This is a genomic window from Streptomyces sp. BBFR2 (assembly GCF_044497305.1).
GTDB lineage: Bacteria > Actinomycetota > Actinomycetes > Streptomycetales > Streptomycetaceae > Streptomyces.
The window spans coordinates 3,105,736-3,124,235 of record NZ_CP172415.1 but is presented as its reverse complement, the minus strand read 5'-3'; the positions used below and the strand labels follow the sequence as shown (position 1 = coordinate 3,124,235).

The following is an 18,500-nucleotide window of genomic DNA, read 5'->3' as shown; positions in this document are numbered from 1 at the left end:
ATCCCGCCGCACACGCAGCGAGCAAAACACCCCTCTGATCCGCGTTTCCGCGGATCAGAGGGGTGTTTGTGAGCGGTAGCGGTGGGATTTGAACCCGTCAACATGATGCTTCTCACCTGGGGTTTTTCTAAAGAGGCAGGTGGGAGGGGGTGTTTCGGTGCTGTTGGGTGGCGTTCGATGCCACTCAAGGACGGTTCGTGCTGCATATGCAACACATCCAGTCGGCGCCTGGTCGGTGTCGAAGGTTGGGGCTCTCGTACCTCGTACATTTGCAAAAGTGCACGTTGCTTTGTGGGCCGATGGTGGCTGCTCTCGTGCTCCTGCGGCGATCGCGGAGAGTCACCGTGGGGGCGAGTAGTGGCTGCGTGCTCCAGTTGCCGACGGGCCAGCGTTGATGCGGTTGCGGATGGCGAGGATGCCGAAGCCGAGGATGGCGGGTGGTCATTTTGATCTAGAAGCGGTGATTCCAAGGTTCCGGCTGTTGGAGATCCGACACCAGCGAACTACCTCAACATGCATGTGGAAGCCGGCTCCCATGCTCGGGCGAGAACTTGAGTAGCGGTCCGCCCCCACGTGTGTGGGGAATTCTCCCGCCCTGCGCGCTCTTCGCGCGTCTCTACCGGACCAACCCCATATGCGTGGGGAATCCTCGTCGGGCGCTGCGGACGGCATGGCCGCCGACGGACCACCCCCACGTACGTGGGGAACTCTACGAACGAGCGGACGGGGCGTTCTGGCGCGCCGGACCACCCCCACGTGTGTGGGGAACCCGAGCGGTGCCGCATCATCGTCGACACTCCCGGCGGACCACCCCCACGTCCGTGGGGAGGAGCGCCGCTCAACGAGCGGGCGGGTCAGCGGGTCCGGAGCAACCCCACGTGCGTGGGGAAGAGGCACGCCCCCTGCTCACGAGGTTGCGCAGGAGCGGAGCACCCCCACGTGCGTGGGGAAGAACGACGCAAGGACGATCGGAGCATTCCCGCGGTCGGAGCACCCCCACGTGCGTGGGGAAGATCGGGCCAGGGAGCCGAGCAGGAGCAGACGCCTCGGAGCACCCCCACGTGCGTGGGGAAGAGGGGTAGTAGGTATAGCCGTCCCCAGCGCTGAGCGGAACACCCCCACGTTCGTGGGGGAAGAGGCCACCTTGAGGTGGGCGGAGACGAGGCGGGCCGGAACACCCCCACATGCGTGGGGAAGAGTCCCGACCCTCCCGTACGGCAGCGATGTACTCCGGAGCACCCCCACGTGCGTGGGGAAGCGCTCGTAGTCCTGGGCGGCCTGCTGGAGCAGCTCGGAGCACCCCCACGTGCGTCGGGAAGAGTTGGACTCACCGGGGTTGCGGTCGTGCTGCCCCGGAGCACCCCCACGTGCGTGGGGAAGAGAGGGACCGCCCGTCGGCGGTCGTCCAGGCCCCCGGAGCACCCCCACGTGCGTGAGGAAGAGTCTGCCCCGAAAAGGAGGACGGGCCTCCCTGGCGGAGCACCCCCACGTGCGTGGGGAACCCGCCGCCATGGGGGTCTTCGAGGTCGCCAACGGCGGACCACCCCCACGTGCGTGGGGAACCCAGCACCGGCGCCGTTTTCCTGACCCCTGACCGCGGACCACCCCCACATGCGTGGGGAACCCCGTCTACGAGTTCGTGCAAGTTCCTGCGCTCACGGACCACCCCCAAGTGCGTGGGGAACCCCCTTCCTGAGCTGGGGCTCTCTCGATGCTTTGCGCTTTCTTTGCTGGTTAGGCGGGGGCGAGGCTGAGGAGTCCGGCGCCGTAGGAGCGTCCGCGGCCGATGCCGTTGAGGACTGCGGTGCGGAGGGTGTCGGCGTCGGTGATGGTGGCGTCTCCTTCGAAGACGGTGATGGCGTGGCGGTGCCTTCCGGGCTTGTGGGTGATGTGTACGGAAGGGGTGTTGGTGCGGAGGATGCTGTGCAGGGTGAGGCCGTTGGTGGTGGCTCGGCGGGCCCACCAGTCGTCTGCTTTGGGTCCGGTGAGGACGGTGCGGGCTGGGGGGAGGCGCTTGAGTTTGCGGGTGGCCTGGACGCGCTGGCGGTCGGCGAGGGTGCCGAGCTGGGTGGTGGGGTTGGCGGCGATCCGGTAGTGGACGTGAGTCCCTTCGGCCAGCTGTGACAGGAAGCCGGTCATGTTCTTGACGGCCGCGTGGGCGTAGTCGGCCGGGATGTTCTCGACGAGGGGCGGGGTGCGGGTCTGGGCGAGGATGGTGATGCCGGTGACGGTTTCGTCGACGCGGAACAGCAGTCCGCCTGTGGCGCGGGCTTGTTCGCCGAGGTCTGGTGGGAGTAGTCGCATCAGGGTGCGGTGGAGGCCGCCGCCGTCGGCCAGATCGGAGAGGGCCTGCCGGTTGCGGGTGTTGATGTGGAGCTGGGTGAGGTACACCGCGGCCGTGTCGGTGGGGGCGGTCATGCGGGGGTCTCCTGGGCGCGGTGGCGGGCGAGAGCGTTGAGCCAGTCGGTGCCGAGGCCGGCGCAGAGGTTGGCCGGGAGGGTGGCGGTGGTGACGTACTCGGTGCGTACGTCCCAGGCTCGGTGGTGTTCGTCGAAGGTGACGGGGTTGTCGGCCAGGCGGTTGCGGGCAGGGGTGCCGCTGGTGGGCGGTGTGGCGTGGGCGAGGTCGACCGTCACCGTGTCGGTCCTGTAGGGGCGTTGGCGGTGGATTGGGAAGCTTGTGAGCGCGGCGGCGGCGTCGTCCAGGCCGGTGGCGACGAGGAGCGGGCTTCCCGGTGGGCAGGATCGGCGCCCGAGGTACAGCGGCCAGCGGGGCGCGCGCAGCGCGGCCGTGGCCTGGCTGACCGTCGGGTCGGTGCCGTCGATGGCGACGGTGAACGCCGCGTCCGCCAGGTAGTGGCGATGGGTGACGACGGTCGCCTTGTTCTCCGGTTTGCGGGTGCCGTCGGCCCGGGGTACGGCCTGGTGCAGGGGCAGGCCGCCGCCGATGGTGTGGAAGTCGACGAGCCGGGTGCCGGGCCGGTCGGTGCGGACGGTGTAGCGCAGGGCACGCAGATCAGCCAGATCTGCGCCGCGGTGGCGGCCGTCCGCAGCGGCGAGCAGTCCGATCAGTGCGGAGCGGGTGGGGCGGGTGTGGGTGTCGCGTTCGGTGAACTCACCGTGCTCGCCGAAAGACATGAGCGGGCCGGACAGGTGGATGAGGATGCCGGGCAAGCGGATTCTCCTTGGCGGTAGAGCGGCCCCACGGGCGTGGGGAAGGCCGGCGGCTACTGCTTGGCTGCGGCCTGAGCGGCAAAAAGCGCGTCGATCGCTCCGGTGGTGAGTGCCTTGTAGGAGTCGACCTGCTCGCCCAGGCCGTCCAAGCGCTCGCCCTGCTCGATGGACGTATATCCGCTGTAGGCGACGTCGTCTGCGCCCAGGAGCCGGTTGACGGCCGTGGCGTAGCGGGAGAAAGCAGCGCGGGAGGGCCGCGCCCAGCCGCCGCCGTCGTCCGCTGCGATGGGCCGCTCGAACGCGGTGGCGTAGTTGACGGGCTGGTCGGACCGGACGGTGAAGTGCACCAGGTCCGGGATGGTGTGGGGGGCCGTGACGTTCTTCTTCGCCTGCGGCAGGACCTTGATGAACCCCCGCGCGAACGCGTCGACCAGCAGGCGGGCGGTTTCGGTGTCCCCGTCCAGCGTGTCGAGAAGCTCGCGCAGGTCGAGAACCGCGTACCGGTAGAACACGCCGCTGGCGTACTCGCCGTGGTTCATGTGGCCCGAGCCGGTCTCGTCGCTGTCGTGGGTCACATCGTCGACCGCCACGAAGAAGTCCGGCTGGCGGCGAGCGGTGTGCGTGGTGAACCCGTGGGCCATCTGCCGGGCGGCGTCCACGCCGGCCCCGGGCAGCTCGGACAGCATCCGTCCGAACAGCGCGATGCTCCCGTTGGTGGCCTTGAGCAGGGCGTGGATTTCATCGCCCGGCACACCCGGCTTGGGATTCTTCGCGCTCGACTTCTCCGTCTTTTCGATGGCGGCCCGGTGCGTCTCGCACAGATCGGCGATCTTCTCGGCCGTGGAATTCGGCACGAACAGTAGGGACTTGGTGCCGTCCTTGTCCAGCTTGAAGCCGGTGGCGCCGAGGACCTGCTGTGCGGCCGAGGCGGCCAGCTTTTCGTCCCAGCCGCGGTCAGTGAGAGCGGTCTGGACCTGCTGGCCGATCCGGCGAGTGCGCACGGCCTTAATGCCGGTGGTGTCCTGGACGAAGTCCCGTAGCGGACGTCCCAGGGCCTGTGAGGACAACCGGATGCGCGTCGTTCCGCCGAAGGCCAGAGTCTTCGGCGCCCCCAGATCATCGCGGTTGAGGTTGGCGTACGGGATGGTCTGCACGGCGTGCAGGCACAGAAAGGCCATGTCAGTTCTTCTCGCTCTCGTGCTCGGCGTCGGCGTCGGAGTTCGCGGCGCCGGTGGTGAGGGTCTTGTAGTAGGCGCTGGACCAGCGCAGGACCGCCGCCTCGCGGCGCTTGTCGCGCTCCCAGTCGGCGATGTCGTGCAGCAGCACGCCCCAGTCCGGCAGCCGCGGCGCGTCGCACGCCAGCCGCATCACACCGGGCAGCGCGGTGTGCAGGCCCGCAAGATCCTCACGGAACAGAGCCTGAAGCCGTGGCGCGCTGCGCCCTTCGGGGTCCTCCCCGCTGGTGTCGGGGGCGTCGAGTGCCCCCAGAACGGCGCCGAGGTTCCCCTGCCGCAGCCGTCGGCTGAGGGGCAGCGGCTGTTTCCTGCGCTTGCCCCTCTCGTGCTCCCCTTGGCCGGTGTCCTGGGCCGCCCCGTCGTCATCGCCCTCGTCGGAGGGAAGGTCCTTGGCAGGCTTGGCGCGCGGGTCATACAGGGCGATCAGGGCGGCCACCGTGTAGTGCGCCCATTCCAGATCAGCTGCCGGTTCATCCGGAAGCCGGGCCGCGACATAGCGGTGTGCCCGCACTGCTTCGGCAGGGGTATGGCCGAGTGCTGAGCGGATGGCCTGTCCCGTTCCGGCGTCCCGTCGGCACGCCGCGATGGTCCGGCCCACGAATGCATCCGCCTCCGCCAGTAGCCGGGAGCTGCGCGTCTCGGGCGTCGTCACTCGGTCTCCTTCGGTTTGCTGCTGGTGGTCTTGGTGAGGGTCGAGGCGACCTTGCCGCGGTGCTGGACCACGGCCCGGACCGTGCGAGGCAGATCGGCGTTGACGACCTCGCGCATCACCTGGTCGTAGACGTCCACCGCGATCCGCCCGAACACGTTCGCTGCCTCGTCCCAGGCGCGGGTGTCCAGCAGCGTCCAGAACGCCGCTTCGGCGCGCGGCCAGTACGCGGTCAACGCCCGCTTGCTCCAAGGCGTCGGGCCTTTGTCGTCTTCATCGGCAGGTGCCGCGGTGTCCTGCCAGACACTGTTTGCCGCCCACTCCAGCCGTCTCGCGCACAGCTCCGCGCGCTCACGGGCGGCAGCGAGGCGCCCCGCGTTCGCTTTCTCTTCCTCACGGATCAGGCGTAGGACCGGCGGCGTCGCCGCCCGGTACCAGCCCACCTCGCCGCCAGCCTTCTCCCGGCTCTGCTCGAACCCATAGGCCACAACCGCCACGTGGTCGAGCACCTCCACCGGGACATCGTGGATGGCGTCCATGATCAGAGGCCGTCGCTGGACGCTGCCGGGTGCGGTGTGCAGCACCAGCCCGTCCAGGTCACGGAAGACAGCACGGGCGACATCCGCACGCTGTGCGTACTGCTGGCCCTTGGACCCCTCCAGCCAATTCAGGTACGGGTCCGACACGGCGGGTAGGGATGACGGCCACGCCCATGCGATGTACACGTCGGAAGCTTCGGCACGGTCCTCGGACGGCACGAGAAGCAGGGCATGCTGTGCCCGTGCGGTCAGCAGTGTCACCGGCCCCTCTGCGACGGGAAGTTCCCCGTCCGGGTCGGCCGGCTCGTCGCGCTCCCATGGCGCGAGATCCGTGCCGGGCACGGGGACCACATCGGTCTCGGGGATACCGAGCACCATCGTCTCGAACAGATTCCGCCCCGTGGGGTGGTAGGAGACCAGGCCGCGCAGCGGCCCGACGCTGGCATGCCGCAGATCATGACGCTGAGTCCTGCGGTTCGGACCCTGCGGGCCGCCCTGCCCGTACCACAGCCAGGCGAGCAGATTCAGTGCCGCAGCAGGGCCCGGCACCGGGACCGGGGCACCGTCGTGGAAGGCACCGAACCACGCCGAGGACGTAGCGCTGGCGCGGCCCCATGCCAGCTTCCCCACGCCACTGGATTTACGGTCCAGCTGCCCCTTCCGTCTCCCCTTCTCGACCCGCACGTCCATCTGAGACGGCAGCCGCGGCTCCTGCAGCCAAGGACGTACCGGGTCGAACAACCGGAACCGGTCCGAGTACCGAGCGAAGTACGCATCGACCACGGCAGGGTCGAAAGATCCCTGCTCCAGCAGGTCATACCGGTCATCGACGTCCAACGCCGCCAGCCCTGCGCCGCGGAGCGCCAACGCGTACAGAATCCGCAGGATCGCGCACTCAGCCGGTGGCATCGTCACTGCCAGAGACTCGATGAGGTGCGCGTCGACCAGCAGTCCCCGCAACCCGTACCGGCGCGACGTGCCGTCGACCATGGTGACCGGTATCCACGGATCAACCGCAACGTCCAAACCAGAAGCCTGAGTTACCTGCTCAACATCTGTCCTGTCCATTACGGCGCACCGTACAACCCACCACTGACAACGCCCGGGGCGAGTCGAAGCAGCGGCAGAGGTCGCTCCCCGAAGCCGCACGTCATCGGTAGGAAGGAGTACGCCCCACGTGCGTGGGGGAAGAGGCCAGCGATCAGGCCCGCACCACCCACACCGGCGGAGCACCCCCATGTGCGTGGGGAAGAGTACGGGACAAGCGCCTTCAGTTCCCGGTTGCCCGGAGCACCCCCACGTGCGTGGGGAATCCGAGATCCCGGACTGGAGGCGCATGGCCATCTGAGGACCACCCCCACGCGCGTGGGGAAGAGCGGCGCGCTGCATCTGCGATTGACCGGTCCGACGGAACACCCCCACGTGCAAGGGAGGAGGCATCCAGGGCATCCGCGACGCCGCCGTACGACGGAGCACCCCACGTCCGTGGGGAGGAGCTGTACAACGACGGGTCCTTCCCGGAGTTCGGCGGAACACCCCCACGTGCGTGGGGAGGCTGAAGTCCCCGCTGGGCAAACGCGTCGTCGACGGAGCACCCCCACGTGCGTGGGGAAGAGACCGTCATCACCGCGGCGGTCGACGTGCCCGGCGGAGCACCCCCACGTGCATGGGGAAGAGGCGCTCACGGGGATCCAGATGCTGCGGGAGAAGGGGAAGGGAGCACCCCCACGTGCGTGGGGAAGAGAAGCCTGGCGTCGGCAAGTCAACCTCCGGAATCGGAGCACCCCCACGTGCGTGGGGAAGAGACCAGCGTGTGTAGGTAGGCCGCGCCGCCGATCGGAGCACCCCCACGTGCGTGAGGAAGAGCCCGCCTCCCGATCCTCATCCAGGGGCCCGGCCGGAGCGCCCCCACGTGCGTGGGGAAGAGCGGGACCTCTGCGAGCCGTGTGCGATCGCCCGCGGAGCACCCTCACGTGCGTGGGGAAGAGGCCATCTGGAGACCGGCCTCGGCGTAGACGCCCGGAGCACCCCCACGTGCGTGGGGAAGAGCCCGGTGACCGCGTCCTCGATCTCCTTGGCCGCGGAGCACCCCCACGTACGTGGGGAAGAGCCACAGCGTCCGGCGCCCGGCGTACCGACGGGCGGAGCACCCCCACGTACGTGGGGAAGAGGCGTCCTGGTGCGGGCGGATCATCGCCAGCGACGGAGCACCCCCACGTACGTGGGGAAGAGCGGATGGAACCCGCACCTCAACGCCCTGATTTTGGAGCACCCCCACGTACGTGGGGAAGAGCGGCGCGAGGACGGCACGATCGGGCTGCGTCACGGAGCACCCCCACGTCCGTGGGGAAGAGAGGTCACCCCGGAACTGGCCAGCGACAAGGCGCGGAGCACCCCCACGTCCGTGGGGAAGAGGCTTTGTGACCTGCGGCGTTCTGGCCGCTTTGCCATTTATTTATCAAGCGTCGTGTGCTTGCGTTCGACGATACCGAGGACGGGATCGAGGCGGAGGTGCCTGTCGCCGAGGGGCGGCGAGTGGTGGCTTGTGGGGGCCTGGTGGTGGGGGAGGCGGATCAGGTTGCTGAGGCGGGGCTCCTTGGACCAGGTGGGGTGTGGTCGCTGGTCCGGTGTGAGCTGGTTCAGCCAGGCGCCTGCGCGCATCGGGACTGCGTAGTGCATGAGGGTGCGGACTTGTTGGCGGGTGAATCTTTCGCGTTCGCCGGCGCCGTGGGTGGGGAGCGCGATGGTGTGGTCGGGGTCGAGCCAGATGTTGTTCTCGGTGTCGTGGAAGGTGGGGATCAGGCTGATGCTGTTGGCGCCGAGGCGGGTGGTGATCAGCTCGGGGTCGGCGTCGGATTCGGTCAGCCGGTGCAGATTGGCGGTGGTCACCTTGGCCGGTGGCTTGATCATGGCGAGGTCGGCGAGGGCTCGGCGGGCGGTGTCGTCGGCGATGCGGTCACGGTCTGCGGCGAACAGCGTGTCGGGGTCGGTGCTGGCGAAGGCGGGATCGTAGACGGCGTTCACCAGGCGCTGTACATCGCTGGGGATGTTGATGGGGCCGGTGTGCCGGTCGAGGAGTTCCCAGGTGCGTTGGAGCAGGGACGGGGGGTAGACGTCGCCCCAGGCCGGTGGTGCGAAATTGGGGCGGCCGGTGGTGTCGCCGGGGGTGAGGACGAGCATGTGGGGGTCGGTCCCTGCCCAGGTGGGGCGTTTGAGACCGGCGCGCTCCCATGCGTCCGGGCCGTGCCGGAACGCTCGGCCGGCTCGCTGCAGGAGCAGGGCGAGCGGGGCGAGGTCGCTGATGATCAGGTCGAAGTCGAGATCCAGTGACTGCTCGATCACCTGGGTGGCGACGATGATGCCTCGGTGCGGCCTGGTGGTGCCGGGCTTGTCGACGCGGCCGAATGCGGTCTCGGCCCGCCGGGTGTAGTCGGCACGCTGGTGGGCGGGCAGGCGGGCGTGCAGCAGATGCAGGTCGACGCCGTCGCCGAAGTGGTCGGCCAGGGCCTGGTAAGTCGCCTGGGCCTGGGGGACGGTGGTGCAGATGACGGCAGCGCAGCCGCCGTGATGGGCCAGCTCATCGAGCTGCGCCAGGATCGTTTGATGGCGGTGGCCGGTGCCCCGGGTGGTGACCTTGGTGACGTTCAGATCGCGGCCGCGTCCGGTGCCGACGGCTTCGGGCGGAACGCTGGTGGTGCCGGTGGCGTGGTCGGTGAAGGACCAGCCGGGGTAGGCGGGCTCGATCGCGGCTGGTTGGGTGTGGCCGGCGCCGTGCCGGTAGGCGTTGACCAGGGCGGCCGCGGTGTCACCGGTCAGGGTGGCGGACAGGACGACGACCGGCACCTGCCAGGCGCCGCACCACTGCAGCAGGCGCAGCAGCAGGGCGTGGGTGAAGGCATCGTACGAGTGGGCCTCGTCCACGATCAGGGTCTTGCCCGAGAGGGCGAGATGCCGCAGCGGGCCGTATTTGAGGGGCAGTACGGACAGGAGAGCCTGGTCGATGGTGCCCGTGTTCAGATGGGCCAGCAGACCGTGCCGGTTGGACTGGTGCAGCCAGCGGGTGGCCTCGGTCGACACGCCGTCGTCGCCGTGCACGACCCTGGTCTCCGCCTCCGCGTCCTCCTTGCTCTGCGGGGTGCTGTTGTCGTCGTGGTGCATCCACGCGGAACCGTGAAGCCGGGTGACCGCGGTGGGGAGGTTGTGCTCGGCCCACGTCGCCAGGCGGCCGTGCATCTGGTCGGTGGTGGCCATCGTCGGCAGGGCGACGTAGACGCCGTGGGTGCCGCACGCCTGTCCCATCAGCGCCGCCCCGTACAGCGCCGCCTCGGTCTTGCCGTCGCCGGTCGGTGCGGTCACCAGGAGCAGCCCCGGTCCTCCGCTCAGCATGCCGGGCAGGTACCGGCTGATGCTCGCCTGGAGGGGATTCGGCTTGGTGATCGGCACGTAGCCGAACATGTCCACGAACGAAGTCGCTGCAGCCGGAGCAGCAGGGGCCTGGAGGCCAGCCTCCGCGAGCAGGGCAGTTGCGTGGGTGCGGGACGCGGCCGCCCATGCGTGGACAGCGGCCGTGTCGACCACTGCACCAGTTTCCTCAAGACGACGGATGAGGTGGTCTTCCTGGGAGACCAGCCAGTCTGCGAGCACGATGAGCCCGGTGACCACCGTGATGGCCGCAGCTGGAATCCGGTCTTTCGCCACCGTGACCGTCGGCGCGTCGGTTACGGCCGCCAGCACCCGGGCCATTGCTTCCCGTTGGCCCGACCATGCCCCTGCGCCCAGGCCGGGGAAGAAGCGCAGCGGGGCCGCCGCGATGTCCGGCCGCGTGGGCTCTGCGTATCGACCGTGATGCCCCCCGAGGACTTGCCCCGCAACCACCGCAGCGACCCGGTCCCTCCGCCCGGACAGATTCCAGCCCAACCCGCCCAGCAACGACGGGACCAGAAGCTGGGATGAGGACTCGTGCCGACCGAGGGCCGCAGCATCAGCCTCCGACACGACGGGATAACCCGCTGACACCAGAGCCTCTGCCAGATCCGGGCGCATGGCCTGCCAGGACGGCACCGCCTTACCGATGTCGTGCAGCCCCGCCCAGAAGGCGACCAGCCGCCGAGCCTCGTCGCAGGTCAGGTCGAGCGCACGCGCAATCATCCGGCGTTGGGAACGTGTGAGATACGCATCCCACAGCACATCTGCCATCACGGACGTATCCACGAGGTGGCAGATCAGCGGGTAGTGCCGACCGGCAGGAAGGCCCTTCGACTTCCCCCATAGCAGGCACTCGAACGCATCGTCGATCATAAGGCTCCATGGTCACGATATTTTCGGGGCACTGAAGAGGAAACGCTCCGACGGCAAAAGGTCCCCTTCTGGCTGCCTCTGCGTGCTCGGTGGCCTGCAAAGTAACCGCAGCCGCGCAATTCCGGTTCAAATTCTGGCCGGCTCGGCGAGCGGAGCACCGGCTCAATGTTCAAGATCTCATCAGGTAAGGGAATTCGCTCCGATCGCCACTTCCGCATTGGCGAGCATCCGCGCGATCTGGATCGGTAGGTTGCCGAATTCCTCCATGACGACATCGAACGGGTCCACGGAGCTGGTCTCGCCGTCGAGTGCTGCACCCTCGATGACGTAACGGAAGCCACTGGGCGAGGTCTCGTCATCCCGGACCTTCCACGACGCCCCGTGCTCGTGAATCCCGACATCCGCCACATATGCTGCCAGGTCGCTGTGCAGGGTGACCCAGTCGTCCTGCTCGAATTCGTCAAGTGGGAGCCTGGATACGTAATCCTGTAGCGGGCCGATCAGGATCAGTACGTCCTGTTCGTACTGCTCGGCGGGGACGTTGAGCATGTCGGCGATTCCGAGAACATTCTCGTGCGCTTCCTGAGCCCACTGTTCGAGGTCGGCTCGTGCCTGGTCTGCCTCGGAAGGCTGCATTCTTTCTCTCCCTAGTGGTGTTCCACGAATATGATACCGGCTTCCTTGAGGTATTCGCGTAATTCTTGCGAAGGTCCTGCGTGAAGGAATACCCACCGGGGGTCGAATCCCGGGTCCATTTTTCGTAGTGCGATGTCTTTGTGGATCTGCTCTTTGATGTGCTTGCTGAGCGGCACCTCTACTTGCTGAGGTGCATGCTGGCCGGGGGCGACCTCGACCATGCGGTACTGCTGGTAAGTCTTCACCTCGACGCCGAGTGTCCGGCCGTCAGGCAGCGGGACAGGCACGTCGACCTTCCGTCCGCCGGTGGCGGTGACGGGGTATTTGGGGTCCTGATTCGTGGGGACGGGGTAGTGCTTCTCGCCCTGGCCGCCGTACATCTTGCGCACGTGGTCCTCCCCTGTGGACCAGCGCTTGCGCTTGTCGCGCATCTTCCGCACCTGCTCCAGAGAGGGGCCGCCGTTCCCCTTCGCCAGCTGCCCCCGTCGGGGAGGGGGTGGGAGAGCAGGCACCTCGTCGCCGCTTCCGGTGCGGAACATGCGGGAGGCTGAGCCACGCGGCAAGGAGCCACCATCGGGCACAGCGAATCGAGGAGCGCCGAAACCCAGGGATTCCAGGTGGATTCCGTCGAAGTTCCGGAGCACGGTTTTGACTCCGCCGGCTTCTGAGACGGCCCGCGCTGTACGGGCAGCGCCGCCGAAAGCACCTCCCATCAGGACACCGGTGACACCTGCGTCCTTGACCTCGGCGAGGTCGACTCCGTGCTGGTCGCCAAGGAGGTTACGGCCACCTTGAGCGACGACGACGTCGACGGTGATGGCCTCGATGCCGCCGATGGCGGCGGTGGCCAGGACTGTTCCGGCGATCTCGGCGACGGTGGCGGAGACGGCAACGCCCGCTGTACTGGCTGCCGCGACGATCGCTTCGGTGGCGCCGGCCGCGGCGACCTCGCTGATGCCTCCGGTGAAGAGGGCCAGCGCGGTGCCCGCGACCAGGACTGCCCCGGCGATCTCCAGCTCGTGCTCGATCTTCGTCTTCGCCTCGACGATCTGATTGGCGAACTTGTCCAGCGCCTTGGCCATGTCCCGCGCGGCGGAGGCGACGTCGTCCAGATACCCCTTGCCGCCGCCGTGGTACTTCTTCCAGAAGTCGCCGAACGCCTCGATCGACTTGCCCTTGTTGGTGTCGATGACGTCCTGGGCCTGCTTGTGGCAGGCGGCCGTGCAGTCCTCGACCTCGTCGGCGAAGGTACGCCAGGCACGGGCGGCCTCCCGGAGCTCGTCCTCGTCGCCCTTCGGCCACCACATGCCGGTCAGATCCTGGACGATCTCCTTGGCCTTGTCGGCAGCGCCCATCAGCTACCGCCCTCGAACCCGGATGCGGCCGAGCGGTCAGCTTCCTCGTGGTTGGCAGCCATGTCATTCATGGCTTTGGTGATGCTCGACAGACCTTTGGTCAGGGCTTCGGCCGCCTTCTCGACCTGTGCCCGGTGCGGTGCGTAGACGTGCTCGAACTTCTTGCCCTGCTCGTCACCGCCCCAGGGTTCCCCCAGCCCGCCTAACGCATTCCGGAGCTTGGACGCCGCCCGCTCCAGGGCCACGGACTCCCGATGGAACGTCGGAGCAGCGGACTTCAGTTGATCGGTGTCCACCTCGAAGCTGTCGCCAGCCATGCTCTGCCTCCCCCTTGGACAAGTGCTCGCCACCGTTGCGAGCGCTGACAGCGCTCCCAGTTCACGGGTAGCGACCATGGCATGCAGCACTGACAATCGCCCTGGTAGGAGCACGTTTCAGCCACGGCGCTGCGGCGCCCAATTTTCCCCAGCGGCGCCAGCTGGTAGCCGTAGAGCTCCCCGGTACCGGCGTCCGACGGACTGCCCGGTCAATGCCGCTGCCCCGGATGATCTTCCATGGGTGTGCCATATCGACGACCCCCACGTGCTTGGGGAAGAGACGGCGAGCCGTGAGTCGCCGTAGGTGCCGACCGGAACACCCCCACGTGCGTGGGGAAGAGGAACGTGCTGGCACAGAGCGGGCCCCTCTCCAGGGAACACCCCCACGCGAGTGGGGAAGAGGTGCTCTGCATCCGCACCCCGAGCACATCCAGCGGAACACCCCCCCGCGTGGGGAAGAGCCGGTGGTGGGTGCGATGCCGGGCGTGGAAACCGGAACACGCCCACGCGCGTGGGGAAGAGTTTACGGGTTTCTCTGCGCGTGCTTTTCTGGGTGGAACACCCCCACGCGCGTGGGGAAGAGGCCACCACCAGCGGTAATGGCACCTCACGACGGGGAACACCCCCACGCGCGTGGGGAAGAGGCTTTGTGACCTGCGGCGTTCTCAGCGCTTTGCCATTTATTTGTCAAGCGTCGCGTGCTTGCGTTCGACGATACCGAGGACGGGGCCGAGCGGAGGTGCCTGTCGCCGAGGGGCGGTGTGTGGCGGGCGGCCTGATCCGAGGGTTGCGGTCAGCGTTTGATGCGGTTGCGGATGGCGAAGAGCTCGAAGCCGAGAATGATGGGTTCGAGGATGCGGGATGCGGTCACTCGCCAGAGAATCGAACATGCGGTCGTATCCTTGTGGTGTGGCCGACTACGACTTCCCGAAGGATCTGCTGGACGCGCAGCAGGAGATGCGCCAGGTGACCGCCGACCTCCGGGGCCTCTACAAGCGCCTGCCCTGGTCTGTGGAGCCGAGCCCGGGATGGACCCACACACGGGAGGGCGGGAAGTTCTACGAGAACTTCCGCCCGGACTCCCCGGGGTGGACTGAGGAAGAAAAGGCATAGGTCGCAGCGTTGCGCGCGCAGCGCCTTGACCTGGCCGAGCTGCTGGTGACCCACCCGTTCTAGAAGTCCGTCGGCGTCGATGCGCCGTCGGCGCGGTCCGCGCTGAAGCACGTCAACGACCCGGCCCCGGAGCCGGACGCGGCGTAGACGTGGAAGAGGGGTGAGGCGGCGAGGCACCGCTGGCCGTCGTGCCACTGCCGGACGGGCAGGAGCTGCGGGCCGTCGTCACCCGGAGATGGCGTGACCGATCCGGCCGGTGGTACGAGCTTGAGGTCCCGGTGCCTGACCGAGCCGATAGCAGGCGACGGCATCCGACGCACCGTTCACCAAAGGCTCAGTGGGCGCCCAGCCGCTGCCGCGGTCGCGATGCGCCGTGCGATGTCGGCTTCGGGCTCACCGTTCGCCCGGCCTGCCCGGATGGCCGCGCCGATGGCCCGCGCACGACCGGCCGGGCCACGGAGATCCGCGAGCGGGCCGTGGGGGCCACGGCGCCGGGCCAGCCACTCCGCCCTGTTCTCCGCAGGCGTACTGAGCCGGAGGTGGGCGGGCTGCTGGCAGGAGTGGTTGTCGTAGGTGTGGCACACGGTCGGGTTGTTGTTGCCCCAGCCCAGCCGCGGAATGACACCGTGCGCCAGCTGATAGCCGTACAGGTGCCCCAGCACCGTCCCCCGACGAGTCCGACTAGGCAACGACGCCGCCCGAAAGCTCGCGTGCCCGGTGCCCGTGACGCTCGCAAATATGTCTTACCGGGATCCGTGGGTGGCGGTCCCACCGAGGGCTGCTTCAAAAACCCTTGGTGGTAGGGGAGTTGGTGAACGGAGCGGTCTCGCCGGAGTCCCTGTGCAACACATGTGTTGTATATGCAACACACAAAACACCCCTCTGACCGCGTTTCCGCAGGTCAGAGGGGTGTTGATGGCGGTAGCGGTGGGATTTGAACCCACGGAGGAGTTGCCCCCTCACGCGCTTTCGAGGCGCGCTCCTTCGGCCGCTCGGACACGCTACCGAGAGAGAGCTTAGCCCAAGGGGGGCCGGGATCCGAAATCGGATGCCGGTGGGGGTCAGCGGGTGCGGAAGAAGGCGGTGAGGGCGGCGGCGCAGTCCGTCTCCAGGACGCCGGTGATGACCTCGGGGCGGTGGTTGAGGCGGCGGTCGCGGACCACGTCCCAGAGGGAGCCGACGGCGCCGGCCTTCGCGTCGTAGGCGCCGTAGACGACGCGGTCGACGCGGGAGAGGACGATCGCGCCGGCGCACATCGTGCAGGGTTCGAGGGTGACGACGAGGGTGCAGCCGGTCAGCCGCCAGTCGCCGGGGCGGCGGTCGGCGGGGCCGGCGCCCGTGGCCAGGGCCTCGGCGGCGGCGCGGAGGGCGAGGACCTCGGCGTGCGCGGTCGGGTCGCCGGTGGCCTCGCGCGCGTTGTGGCCGGTGCCCAGGACCGTGCCGTCGGCGGCGAGGACGACGGCGCCGACGGGGACGTCACCGGTCGCCGGGGCGAGCGCGGCTTCCGCCAGCGCCCGCCGCATCGGGCCGGTCCAGGGCTCCCGCAACGGATCGGGCACGGCGGCGGGCGGGGGCTGCGGAGGTGACGCGGTCATGCACCCAGTGTCGGGGACGTGCACGCGTCGGGGGCCGGGGGCCGGGGCCTCGCGCCGTTCCGGGGTGCCCGTGAAGGTGGAACGGGCCGCCTCACGCGACGCGTACGGCGTACGAGGTCTGTGGGCCCTGGGGCCTCGCACCGTTCCAGGGCCGTGAAGGTGGAACGGGCCGCCTGTGCGGGGTGGAACGGGCCGTCCCGTGCGACACGTGCGGCGTACGGGGCCCGTGGCGGGCCGGGGCCTCGTGCCGTTCCAGGGCCGTGAAGGTGGAACGGGCCGCCTGTGCGGGGTGGAACGGGCCGCCCGGTGACGCGTACGGCGTTCGGGGCCCGCGGCGGAGCGGGGCCTCGCGCCGTTCCGGGGCGTGCGGGGTGGAACGGGCCGCCCGGTGACCTGTGAGAGCCGTGCCCCGTGCCTCATTCCGTCCGGGCGCGCGCGGCGGACGGGCCCGAGCGGCGCGGTCGGGGGGACCGCCGGGTGCGCCGCCTCCGGGGGCGGTGGTCAGGACCGTGCCCCGGAGCGCCCGCTGAGGCGGACCGGGGCCCGGGGTGTCCGCACGGTCGTCGGGGGTGGCGTCCCTCAGCGCACCGCCTCCAGGACCTCTGTGCAGCCCAGGGCGTCGGCGAGCTGGGCGAGGGCGTCGGTGTCGAGGACCAGGAGGTCTTCGGGGGAGACGCCCAGGTCGGTGAGGAGTTCCACGTCACCCAGGGGGCCGGGGGGCGGAACGGGGCCGGCGGTGGCCGTGTCGTCGGGGTCGTTGCCGTCCGGGTCCGGTTCGGGTTCGCCGTCCTCGGTGCCGTCGAGGTCGAGGCTGTCGAGGTCGGCGGCGTCGTCGTCGGAGCCGAGCAGTTCGTCGGTGAGCATGGCGCCGTACGAACTTCGCGCGGCGGCGGCGGCGTGTGAGACGAAGACACGCGGGTCGTCCTCGCCGTCGATGCGGACGACGCCGAACCAGGCGTCCTCCTGCTCGATGTACGCGACCACCGTGTCGTCGTCCACCGCTGCCTCTCGGGCCAGATCGGCCAGATCGGTCAGGGTCTCCACATTGTCGAGCTCCGTATCGCTCGCTTCCCACCCGTCTTCGGTGCGCGCGAGCAGTGCGGCGAAGTACACCGTGACTCTCCCACTTGGTATTGGGCTGCCGGGTCGGGCGGGGCGACGCGGGTGCGCCACTGGTCCCGCCCCCGAGCGGAATCGTGGCAGAAACAACGCGTCCGCGGGGGGTCTTCGGGGCTGCGTCGTGGGGAGGTTGCCGGAGAAGTCGCTCGCGTGCCGGAGCGGTGGCGCCGGAAACGGGACGTTCCGGGCGCGGGGGACGGGGCGGCCGGGAGCGGCGCCGGGGCCGCGTGGCGCCGGGGCCGTACGCGTCGTCTACCAGCGGAATGTGCGCATCCGTAGCGCTTGGCGTCTCCGGGCGGCCCGGGCGCGGCGCGGCTGTACGCGCTCGCGCAGCTCCTTGGCCTCGTGCAGTTCGCGCAGGAACTGCGCGCGGCGCCGGCGACGCGCCGCGGTGCTCTCCGCGCCGGGCGCGGCGCCGGGCGCATCGTCGGGACGTCGCGGATCGGCCACGCGGCACACCACCTCGGGCGGGGCCGGCCCGGGCGGGCCGGCCGGACGGACAGGGCGTCCGAAGCCCACTCTCCGCGCGCCGGGGAGGCCGCGCCAGCGGGGCCGGACGGCGCCGCCGCCGGGCCACCGGTGCGGCCGGGCGTCGGGTGCGTCCTGGAAACGGCCCTGCCCGTGCGTGCGAGGGGGACGGGCCGCCGGTCGGGTCGGGCGGCAGGCCCCCGGCCGACCGGGGCCTGTCCGGGGCCTGTCCGGGGCCTGTCCGGGGACCGGCCGGGCGCCCCGTTCCGCACTCTCGGTTACTGTCGAGGGATGCGTATCCACGTCGTCGACCACCCGCTGGTGGCGCACAAGCTCACCACCCTGCGCGACAAGCGCACCGATTCCCCCACCTTCCGGCGGCTCGCCGACGAGCTGGTGACCCTGCTCGCGTACGAGGCGACCCGCGATGTGCGGACCGAGCAGGTCGAGATCGAGACGCCGGTGACGACGACCACCGGTGTCCGGCTGTCGTACCCGCGGCCGATGGTCGTCCCCATCCTGCGGGCCGGGCTCGGCATGCTGGACGGCATGGTGCGGCTGCTGCCGACCGCCGAGGTCGGCTTCATGGGCATGGTGCGCAACGAGGAGACGTACGAGGCGCACACCTACGCCACGCGGATGCCGGACGATCTCTCCGGCCGGCAGATCTACGTCGTCGACCCGATGCTGGCCACCGGCGGCACGCTGGTCGCGGCGATCCGTGAGCTGATCGGCCGGGGTGCGGACGATGTCACGGCGATCTGCCTGCTGGCGGCGCCGGAGGGCGTCGCGGTGATGGAGCGGGAGCTGGCCGGTGCGCCGGTGACGGTGGTCACCGCCGCCGTCGACGAGCGGCTCAACGAGGACCGGTACATCGTGCCGGGGCTGGGCGACGCGGGCGACCGGATGTACGGGACGGCCGGCTGAGCCCCGGGCCCGTACGGAACGTTCCGGGCCCCCGCCGGTTCTCCGGCGGGGGCCCGTGGCATGTCCGCGGCCGGGC

15 protein-coding genes, 1 tRNA gene and 1 CRISPR repeat array are annotated in these 18,500 nt (G+C 69.5%); of the genes, 2 read left to right on the top strand and 14 right to left on the bottom strand.

Features of this window, described 5'->3' with window-relative positions; all coding sequences use genetic code 11:
* Window positions 1–1,734: 1,734 nt before the first annotated feature.
* The 9 genes from cas6e to ACGH2B_RS12085 form a co-directional block, all read right to left on the bottom strand.
* Entirely contained in the window at window positions 1,735–2,418 is a 684-nt protein-coding gene (gene cas6e / locus ACGH2B_RS12125; RefSeq protein WP_399087889.1) for a type I-E CRISPR-associated protein Cas6/Cse3/CasE, read from the bottom strand.
* The gene (cas5e, locus tag ACGH2B_RS12120) at window positions 2,415–3,173 is read right to left on the bottom strand and encodes a type I-E CRISPR-associated protein Cas5/CasD (protein WP_399087887.1); all 759 of its coding nucleotides are present in this window, start codon (window positions 3,171–3,173) and stop codon (window positions 2,415–2,417) included. The genes cas6e and cas5e overlap by 4 nt, the downstream gene beginning before the upstream one ends.
* Window positions 3,174–3,226: 53 nt before the next feature.
* Window positions 3,227–4,351 (bottom strand): type I-E CRISPR-associated protein Cas7/Cse4/CasC, encoded by a 1,125-nt coding sequence (gene cas7e / locus ACGH2B_RS12115; protein ID WP_399087885.1) that lies wholly within the window; start codon window positions 4,349–4,351, stop codon window positions 3,227–3,229.
* Window position 4,352: 1 nt separating this feature from the next.
* The gene (casB, locus tag ACGH2B_RS12110) at window positions 4,353–5,006 is read right to left on the bottom strand and encodes a type I-E CRISPR-associated protein Cse2/CasB (protein ID WP_399087883.1); all 654 of its coding nucleotides are present in this window, start codon (window positions 5,004–5,006) and stop codon (window positions 4,353–4,355) included.
* A gap of 50 nt (window positions 5,007–5,056) precedes the next feature.
* Window positions 5,057–6,664, bottom strand: coding sequence for a type I-E CRISPR-associated protein Cse1/CasA (gene casA, locus ACGH2B_RS12105; RefSeq protein WP_399087881.1), 1,608 nt, complete (start codon window positions 6,662–6,664; stop codon window positions 5,057–5,059).
* Between the two features lie 95 nt (window positions 6,665–6,759).
* A CRISPR array of direct repeats spans window positions 6,760–8,011; the repeat unit is 28 nt; unit sequence GGAGCACCCCCACGTGCGTGGGGAAGAG.
* Between the two features lie 36 nt (window positions 8,012–8,047).
* The gene (gene cas3 / locus ACGH2B_RS12100) at window positions 8,048–10,894 is read right to left on the bottom strand and encodes a CRISPR-associated helicase Cas3' (protein ID WP_399087879.1); all 2,847 of its coding nucleotides are present in this window, start codon (window positions 10,892–10,894) and stop codon (window positions 8,048–8,050) included.
* A gap of 180 nt (window positions 10,895–11,074) precedes the next feature.
* A complete protein-coding gene (locus ACGH2B_RS12095) occupies window positions 11,075–11,530 on the bottom strand; it encodes a hypothetical protein (RefSeq protein ID WP_399087877.1) in 456 nt (151 codons plus the stop codon).
* An 11-nt stretch (window positions 11,531–11,541) separates the two neighbouring features.
* Window positions 11,542–12,885, bottom strand: a complete 1,344-nt coding sequence (locus ACGH2B_RS12090; RefSeq protein WP_399087875.1) for a hypothetical protein — start codon at window positions 12,883–12,885, stop codon at window positions 11,542–11,544.
* Window positions 12,885–13,202, bottom strand: coding sequence for a WXG100 family type VII secretion target (locus tag ACGH2B_RS12085; RefSeq protein WP_399087873.1), 318 nt, complete (start codon window positions 13,200–13,202; stop codon window positions 12,885–12,887). Before ACGH2B_RS12085 ends, ACGH2B_RS12090 begins: the two co-directional genes overlap by 1 nt.
* A 909-nt stretch (window positions 13,203–14,111) precedes the next feature.
* On the opposite strand from ACGH2B_RS12085, the gene ACGH2B_RS12080 reads away from it, so the two are divergent.
* Window positions 14,112–14,315: a hypothetical protein gene (locus ACGH2B_RS12080; protein ID WP_399087871.1), complete on the top strand. Its 204-nt coding sequence runs from the start codon at window positions 14,112–14,114 to the stop codon at window positions 14,313–14,315.
* 59 nt (window positions 14,316–14,374) lie between these two features.
* On the opposite strand, the gene ACGH2B_RS12075 is transcribed toward ACGH2B_RS12080, so the two are convergent.
* From ACGH2B_RS12075 to ACGH2B_RS12055, 5 genes are all read right to left on the bottom strand, one after another.
* A complete protein-coding gene (locus ACGH2B_RS12075) occupies window positions 14,375–14,626 on the bottom strand; it encodes a hypothetical protein (RefSeq protein WP_399087869.1) in 252 nt (83 codons plus the stop codon).
* A gap of 605 nt (window positions 14,627–15,231) precedes the next feature.
* Window positions 15,232–15,321: transfer RNA gene (locus tag ACGH2B_RS12070), tRNA-Ser, on the bottom strand.
* Window positions 15,322–15,376: 55 nt separating this feature from the next.
* Window positions 15,377–15,910 carry a nucleoside deaminase gene (locus ACGH2B_RS12065; protein ID WP_399087867.1) on the bottom strand — a complete coding sequence of 178 codons (534 nt, stop codon included), beginning with the start codon at window positions 15,908–15,910 and terminating at the stop codon, window positions 15,377–15,379.
* A 579-nt stretch (window positions 15,911–16,489) separates the two neighbouring features.
* Window positions 16,490–17,023 carry a hypothetical protein gene (locus tag ACGH2B_RS12060; protein ID WP_399087865.1) on the bottom strand — a complete coding sequence of 178 codons (534 nt, stop codon included), beginning with the start codon at window positions 17,021–17,023 and terminating at the stop codon, window positions 16,490–16,492.
* 258 nt (window positions 17,024–17,281) lie between these two features.
* Complete coding sequence (locus tag ACGH2B_RS12055) at window positions 17,282–17,491, bottom strand: hypothetical protein (protein WP_399087863.1); 210 nt, start codon at window positions 17,489–17,491, stop codon at window positions 17,282–17,284.
* 297 nt (window positions 17,492–17,788) lie between these two features.
* Between ACGH2B_RS12055 and upp the strand changes: the two genes are divergently transcribed.
* On the top strand, window positions 17,789–18,424 hold the full coding sequence (gene upp, locus ACGH2B_RS12050) for a uracil phosphoribosyltransferase (protein WP_399087861.1): 636 nt from the start codon (window positions 17,789–17,791) through the stop codon (window positions 18,422–18,424).
* Window positions 18,425–18,500 lie beyond the last annotated feature (76 nt).